The sequence below is a fragment of the Okeania hirsuta genome (genome assembly GCF_003838195.1).
Lineage (GTDB): Bacteria > Cyanobacteriota > Cyanobacteriia > Cyanobacteriales > Microcoleaceae > Okeania > Okeania hirsuta.
Genome location: NZ_RCBY01000073.1, coordinates 24,724 through 30,874, shown reverse-complemented (window position 1 = coordinate 30,874; position 6,151 = coordinate 24,724). Strand labels below are relative to the sequence as shown.

General features: G+C 36.7%; 5 protein-coding genes and 1 pseudogene. 2 read left to right on the top strand and 4 right to left on the bottom strand.

Going from position 1 to position 6,151, the window contains the following annotated elements:
• Window positions 1-480 precede the first annotated feature (480 nt).
• The 4 genes from D5R40_RS14280 to tmpR form a co-directional block, all read right to left on the bottom strand.
• Window positions 481-1,083 carry a hypothetical protein gene (locus D5R40_RS14280; protein WP_124146889.1) on the bottom strand — a complete coding sequence of 201 codons (603 nt, stop codon included), beginning with the start codon at window positions 1,081-1,083 and terminating at the stop codon, window positions 481-483.
• 933 nt (window positions 1,084-2,016) lie between these two features.
• Window positions 2,017-3,120: an RNA-guided endonuclease InsQ/TnpB family protein gene (locus D5R40_RS14275; protein WP_124146888.1), complete on the bottom strand. Its 1,104-nt coding sequence runs from the start codon at window positions 3,118-3,120 to the stop codon at window positions 2,017-2,019.
• Between the two features lie 614 nt (window positions 3,121-3,734).
• Window positions 3,735-4,181: a 6-carboxytetrahydropterin synthase QueD gene (gene queD / locus D5R40_RS14270; RefSeq protein ID WP_124146887.1), complete on the bottom strand. Its 447-nt coding sequence runs from the start codon at window positions 4,179-4,181 to the stop codon at window positions 3,735-3,737.
• A gap of 72 nt (window positions 4,182-4,253) precedes the next feature.
• Window positions 4,254-4,973: a bifunctional dihydropteridine reductase/dihydrofolate reductase TmpR gene (gene tmpR, locus D5R40_RS14265; RefSeq protein WP_124154788.1), complete on the bottom strand. Its 720-nt coding sequence runs from the start codon at window positions 4,971-4,973 to the stop codon at window positions 4,254-4,256.
• A 373-nt stretch (window positions 4,974-5,346) separates the two neighbouring features.
• Here tmpR and D5R40_RS42630 point away from each other — a divergent pair, with 373 nt between their 5' ends.
• Both D5R40_RS42630 and D5R40_RS14260 read left to right on the top strand, forming a co-directional pair.
• Window positions 5,347-5,499 (top strand): hypothetical protein, encoded by a 153-nt coding sequence (locus tag D5R40_RS42630; protein ID WP_161564672.1) that lies wholly within the window; start codon window positions 5,347-5,349, stop codon window positions 5,497-5,499.
• Between the two features lie 172 nt (window positions 5,500-5,671).
• Window positions 5,672-6,147: pseudogene (locus tag D5R40_RS14260) on the top strand (transposase); the annotation flags it as partial.
• Window positions 6,148-6,151: the final 4 nt, after the last annotated feature.

Below are 6,151 nucleotides of genomic sequence, written 5' to 3'. Positions count from 1 at the left end.
TGTCTCCTGTCTCCTACCCTCACCAATAAGACTTTTTCAGCAAACCCTAATTAGATGAAACAAATTATTATTCGTTTCCGACTATAGCAATATGAAATGATTGGTGAAAAAAAACTGTAGGGGTTTAGTCTTTTCATTCCATTTTTGCTTGGGTAAAGTTTTTACCTATAAGCGAGAATATTTCTACTCGTAACCCAATACTGTTCAGATAAGACCAAAACTCTTATGATATAGAACCATTAAATAAGATTTTCAGATTACAGAACTCAAAAAAAAATCTTTAACTGAACCGTATTTACCCGTAACCAATAACTTCTGACTTCTGATACTAATTCACTTTAAAGATGTCACAAATAGTTTCAAAATTTAAATGTGAAATAATTTCCTCAAACTACTGTTTCGTCACAGTCTTGAATTTATAAAATCTTACTTTTGACTTTTAACTTTTGACTTTTAACTTCCGTGAAACGACATGACTTCCTAATTTTCTCCTTCTAAATATTGAGTTTCAACCGCTTGAGATCCACTCATAAGTTTTTCCCCTGTTAAATATTGAGATTCAACTGCTGGAGTTCCACTCATAAACTTATTATCAGATTCAAGTGGCAATAGAATACTTGATGCTTCTTTAACCTCAGAAATTAAAGCTTGCCCACTACCATTAAATAAGCGAATAACTGCATAGGAAATCAACACTGGTGAAGCTAAAATTAAAGCAGCTATCATTCCCACAGGCGCTACTAATTGATAAACAATTAAAGCAGTAGGTTGAAATTCCTCATATTGGGAAAAAACGCGAGATAACCACCACACTAATAATGCCATTACCGCAAATCCGAAAAGAGTAACAATTGAAGGTACAATAAAAGATAAAAATACAGCCATTAGTGCAATTAAAGCACCCCAACCTTTAGCAACAATTTTCTCTGATAGGTCAGAAACCATAATCGTTCCATGGACAAACCAAATCATAAATCCAAATACTAATGTAATTGCTGACCCTGCCAAAAAAATGTTAACGCCCTTAATAAAAAGTTGTTTAATTTCATCGTTATTTAAGATAGGTTGTTTTTGGTTGACCATTTTTTTAATTCCCTAGCCTCTAACCTTTTAGTATACCTTATACTGCTCCCTCTAGATTTAACCAAGTAGATGGGTAAGTTTTTTGTGTATTTTCAAATTTTGCTGGAAAGTCGATTGAATAAAAATGCTGCCAGTTGTCAATTAAAAATGGAAAAATAAGTCTATAATTTTTCCAGGCGTTGCTGAAGAGCGTGTATGATATTAATATTAATTACTTAGGAGTCAACCCACCCGCGCGCCCCTCCCAGGAGGGAAAGTCAGTCGGACTGAGTCAGCAGGGAAGAAAGAACAAGAAACAGAAGTAGAAGGAGAAAGTTTTTTGCTCGCCCTCTTATCTGGACATAATATCATACCTCAAATCAGCAATGCCTTTTTCCAGTAAAGTGCTTATAGCGGTTTTCAAATAATAGATACAGTGGCCAAAGCATTCTCCTACTGCCTACTCCCTACTCCCGCGCACCAAAAGAATTTTGTAGTCTACTTAAATGAAAAGCACTGTAAGAATAAATGACTGAACATGAGGTAGATTCTCCTGTTGCCAATTGTATCCGTGATTTGTGATATCTACTTTTGAATTGTTCAGTTGAACTCATTAGAGAAACCTGGTTTTTGTGAGCAGATGTTAGTATTGTGGGATATCTAATACCAGGTTACTACACATTAGCAGGTAGAAATTATATCACTCGCAAGCCAGCAGATTCGATATCAAATATTATAAATAGGACTTACGCACCTCCAACGTATTTCTGTCCGAAGCGACCCACAGGGTTTGCGCAGCAGTCCGGAACGGATAGCAATCTCAAACGCTATTTTTTCGTGCGTCGTGCGTAAGTCCTGATAAATTTACCTGCTTCATAAAACCGATATAAAACGTCACATAGCGTGATATTCTACTGTTTACTTCCTGCTTCTACTGAGGCCGTCGGCGGTTACTCATCCACAGGCATTCACGGTCAAGCCGACCGCATTTCTTAAATTAATACTTGCATTCAGATCACGGTCTATAGATATCCCACAATCGGGGCAGTCATAAGTTCTCACATTTAAGGGCAGATATTGGACATGACCGCAGTTCGAGCAAGTTTTTGATGATGGAAAGAATCTATCAACGACTACTAATTCAGAGCCGTACCAGTGAGTTTTATATTCTAGCTGTCGTCTAAACTCATAAAATCCTTGATCTGCTATTGATTTCGCCAGCTTATGGTTAGCTAACATACCGCTAATATTCAAATCTTCTATAGCAACAACGCTGTGGTTTTTAGCTAGATATGTTGTCAATTTGTGAAGTGTGTCAAGACGGATGTTAGCTATTTTTCTATGTAGCTTGGCAATTTTGAGTTGTGCCGCCCTCCAGTTAGCAGAACCAATTATTTTATTTCGGTGCAAGTATTGTAGTCTGGAGAGTTTGTCTTCAAAGGAGCGGTAAGATTTCGCACCAGGGAAAACAACTCCCGTACTTAAAGTTGCTAAGGTTTTTACACCTAAATCAACACCTACAACTTCAGTAGTTTTTGGAGTTGAAGTGGGAGTAAATTCATAACTACAGCTAAGATACCATGAACCCGCTTGTTTACTAATAGTTATTTTCTGAGTAGCCACCTCAATGGGTTCATAAGTTCTAACGATACCAATAAAAGGTAATTTGTGATTCCATCCGTTTAGTTTGATCGGTTTCCCACAATTATCAATTGTGAAGGAATCATGTTGGCCTTTCTTCTTAAACCTTGGGTGTTTACCTAATCCTTGTTTGCGAAGCATTCCGCAGGAAAAGAACCTTTTAAATGCCTCACCCAAGTGGATGAAAGCGTATTGATAAACTCTAGACGACAAGTTTTTCATCCAAGGATAAAGAGGTTTTGTGTGGTTGGTAAAAACTTCTCTCAATTTACGGGCATTAGGTTTATAGCCATCTTTATATGCTGCGTTCCACAAACTTAAACCCCAGTTGTAACACCACCTGGAATAACCTGCGTGTTGAGCCATCATGGTTTTCTGCTTGTTATTCAGTTTGAGCTTAGTTCTGATGGATTTCATCTATGGGTATTGCCAGTATAATGGTATGCTTAAATACCTATTATATCGTTATTCTCTGATTAAGTCAATGCTCTATTAAAAAAGTTAATTCTCTAGAAAACATTAATAAATTTTGCCATAGCTTGAGCATAATCAGCAAAAAAGAGAATCTGGTAAATATAAGCGAGCAGGAGGGCAAGAAGGTCGAATGACTTTATCTATCCTATGTAAGTTTGTGAGCAAGGGATGTCTCCAAGGAAAACTTAAGATTACCAAGGCCAACACGGTAGTAGTGATACTAAGTAAAATGAGTATACTGAGTAATTTCATTTTGTTATTTATTTATAGTAATAATTTGGCAATCTTACCAATCATAAGTACCTGTGCCAAATTAATTTAACATTTACAGGACTTAAGCCTTTTTAGTTCTAAACACTATATATTTCTAAGGTTATATTTTTTGCCTACTACAAATAATTTAGTGTCTTTACCTAATATCATTTCCCCCCAATTACTCCTAGTAAAATAGCAACTTCCATAACATCAAAAAAATTATTTTTTCAGAAAAAAAATAAATACACTCAAATTTATCACAACCAATTTAGGAGTAATAAATTAGTATAGCACTCCTAATTTTATAGAATCAAAAAATTATTTTTCCCTTTTGAATAAATACATTGACTCGTACAAGTTTCATCAATTCTAACTGCTACAAGTCCAGGAATTTTATTTTCTAATTGCTCATAAATCCATTTAGCGATCGCTTCACTCGTAGGATTAACTAACCCTGTAGTTTCGTTTAAGTGATAGTGGTCTAAATAATCATCAAGCAGGGGTTTTAGATGTTTTTTTATATCTCCATAATCCATAATCATTCCCTGCTTTCCACCAGAATTTACTAATTCATTACCAGAAACATAAATAACACCACGCCAAGAATGACCATGCAATCTTGCACATTTACCATCGTGATTAGGTAGTTGGTGGGAAGCTTCAAATCTAAATTCTTTGCCTATTATCCAAGTTTCTGAGTTAGATTCAGTTTTTTTAATTTCTGGTATTTCCTCCTGATTAGAACTCATTTTTATTTTTCGTTTAAATAATCAGTAATATCAAAATATAAATTGTCAAAAATAGGGATGAAAAAATTATAACTACAAATTCCAGCCCCCAGAAACTTCTAAAACTTGCCCTGTAATATAATCAGAATTAGGATTAATAAAAAACCAAACAGCATGGTTAATTTCTGTCAAATAGGCTGGACGTTTAGCTGGTAATTTAGGAATCATTTCTTCTACATCCCAAGAATTTTCTGCGACTCCAGGAGATACTACATTAACAGTAATTTTGTCTTGAATTAGCTCTTGGGCTAAAGATTTAGTATAGATGATGATGCCTGTTTTAGCAATTATATAAGCTGTATTTGTCCGGCGTGCTACCACATTTTGGGCATGAGCACAAGCGAAGTTAACTATGCGTGCGCCATTAGCTGCTCTGAGATAGGGAAGTGCTGCTTGAGTAATATAAAAAGTGGCATTGAGGTTAGAATTAATAACTTCCTGCCACTCTTTTATAGATGTTTTGCTAATGGGTTTTCTGAGGTAGTTACCCACATTATTAACTACTACTGATAAACCACCCAGTTGTTTAGCTGAATTATCTACTAGAGATTTAGCTTGTTCGGGTTTGGTAACATCTGCTTGTAGGGCAATAGATTTTACTCCGTAGTTAGCTGCTTCTTGACTTGCTTGATTAGCTGCATCTGCACTGCGGTTATAGTGAAATGCTACATCAAATCCTTTACTGGCTAAATCTAGAGCGATTGCCCTACCTATTCCTACTGCTGAACCTGTCACGAGTGCTTTTTTGAGCATTGTTTTTAAGACCTAAATATAATCACCAGTCAATTTTAGGTTAATCATTTTGGCAAAATTTCATCAACCAACACCCAATGTTATAAGTAACTTGGACAGAATTAAATGTCGCCAAGGTAGCACTCCTCCAGTGCCCAGGAAACTAGATGGCTCATGTCATGCTCATGATTGTAGCAATTTGCTGTAGTGAGCCTCCATCTGGTCATATGCGATGGACACTCACTTTGCTCGTTTCGGAGCTAAAACGACGTGGAATAGTTACCGAAATCAGTAGATAAACAGTACGTCAGAGTTTAAAAAAAACCAACTGCGGCCTGGGAAGAAACAACGATATTGCATCCCGGGAAAAGACAGCGCCCGCTTTGTAGCTCAAATGGAAGTACTTCTAGATTTCTACATAGCTGAACACTCTGATGATCAACCATTAATTTGTATGGATGAAGCAGTCTTGGAATTAAAAGGGGATGTTAAACAATTAATTCCTATTCAACTAGGTCACGATGCGTTCATAGGATTATTACTATGAACACAATGATACTAGTGCCGCTACGCGGAAGTCAAAAGTAATGCATTCAAAAGCGAGTGTGTAATTCTGAGGTCCCCTCAGAATGTAAGACACACTCAAGACAGTTAAAAGTATTGATTGGTAAGGCTTTTAGGATTTTGTAACTGGTTAGTTATTTCTGCCATCCTGCACTAGAGCTATATTTCTATTTGTAGACCCGATTCACGGTTGGCGACGAGTTAAAAGCTATGAACATCGAACTCGTATTGAGTGGGCAGAACAAATACGTAATCTACTATTAGTGGACTATCCAAATGCACGCAAGGTCAAGTTAGTTTGTGACAATCTTCACACTCATCATATTGCTTCTTTGTATCAAGCGTTTCCGGTATCAGAAGCTGATCAATTAGCTCGGTACCTTGAAATTCACCATCCCCCACGCAATGGTAGTTGGCTAAATATCGTAGAAATAGAAGCGTACTTAATCAACAATGTCTTGAGCGTCGGATTCGGAGCGTTCGCGGTAGCGTTGCGTCAGCAAATCCCATACTAGAGCAAGAACTTCGGGCATGGCAGGATGAACGCAATGCTTCTCAAGCTAAGGTTCATTGGCGCTTTTCTACTGCTGATACTAGGATAAAACTACATCATCTTTACCCACAATTTTAATCTA